This is a genomic window from Bathymodiolus azoricus thioautotrophic gill symbiont (genome assembly GCF_001298715.1).
In the GTDB taxonomy this organism is placed as follows: domain Bacteria; phylum Pseudomonadota; class Gammaproteobacteria; order PS1; family Pseudothioglobaceae; genus Thiodubiliella.
The window spans coordinates 1-914 of the sequence record NZ_CDSC02000423.1; the positions used below are offsets into that span (position 1 = coordinate 1).

Genomic DNA, 914 nt, shown 5'->3' on the forward strand with positions numbered 1-914 from the left:
GGGAGGGAACAATGTGGTAAAACCTGATATATAGTTATTAATTTTCTTAATATAGGGGCGCCATTATGATTGAAAAATTTCCACCTATTCCTCAAGATTTACAGGTTAAAGTGTCATGCATATCTAATCAACACCAACAATTGAAGCAGCTTCAATTTGTAGATATGACTGGAACAGATCAGATCAAAAATAATGATTGGGAAAATCCCAAGTATCTTGGCTTTGCAAATGCCAAAAAATCTCAGCCTAATTTAGAGGCAATCGGTCTTTACACAATAGGTATTGCCACATGTGTTGGCATTGGAGTACTCTTTCAAGGTCAAACACACAATGGTGTTGGTCTCATACATTTATCCTCTGATGTAGTGCTCAATGAAAATGGCTGTGACTGCCCAAATGCACTGAGGGAAATCCTCGCTAAACTCTTGGAAAAAGGCAATACTATTGGTTTATCCATAAAAGTCGTGCAAATATACGATATTGGTGATGTAGATAAAACCAAGTTGATGATTGAGCAGATCAATCAAATACTTGATGAATTGAAATATACGGAAACGAGAATTGTGGCTATGCAGACAGATCAACTTGCACCCTCTGCACAAATGGCAGGCAATGCAAACCTTCAACTTGGTCCTTATAACTGCATGACAACCTAAAAGAAATAAGTAAAAAATAAGTTAAAGATCTTGTGCTATTTTTAAAACGATCAGATATTTTAAATAATATAAAACCCCCACAATTTCAGACAACAATATAAACTTTCTTATTTAAAACAAGCTAAACTAAATAACAAAAATCGAAGTAAAGAATATGAGTAAAAAACGAACCAAATACACCTCAGTATTTAAAACCAAACGGGTGCTTGAAGTATTGCAAAATGAAGGCACTTTAGTGCAGATAGCTAGTAAGCACAA

The 914-nt window shown here is 34.8% G+C and carries 1 protein-coding gene; it reads left to right on the forward strand.

Annotated features, from left to right (window positions below):
• The first annotated feature begins 65 nt into the window (after window positions 1-65).
• Window positions 66-656, forward strand: coding sequence for a hypothetical protein (locus tag BAZSYMA_RS08100; RefSeq protein ID WP_090717734.1), 591 nt, complete (start codon window positions 66-68; stop codon window positions 654-656).
• The last annotated feature ends 258 nt before the right edge of the window (window positions 657-914 follow it).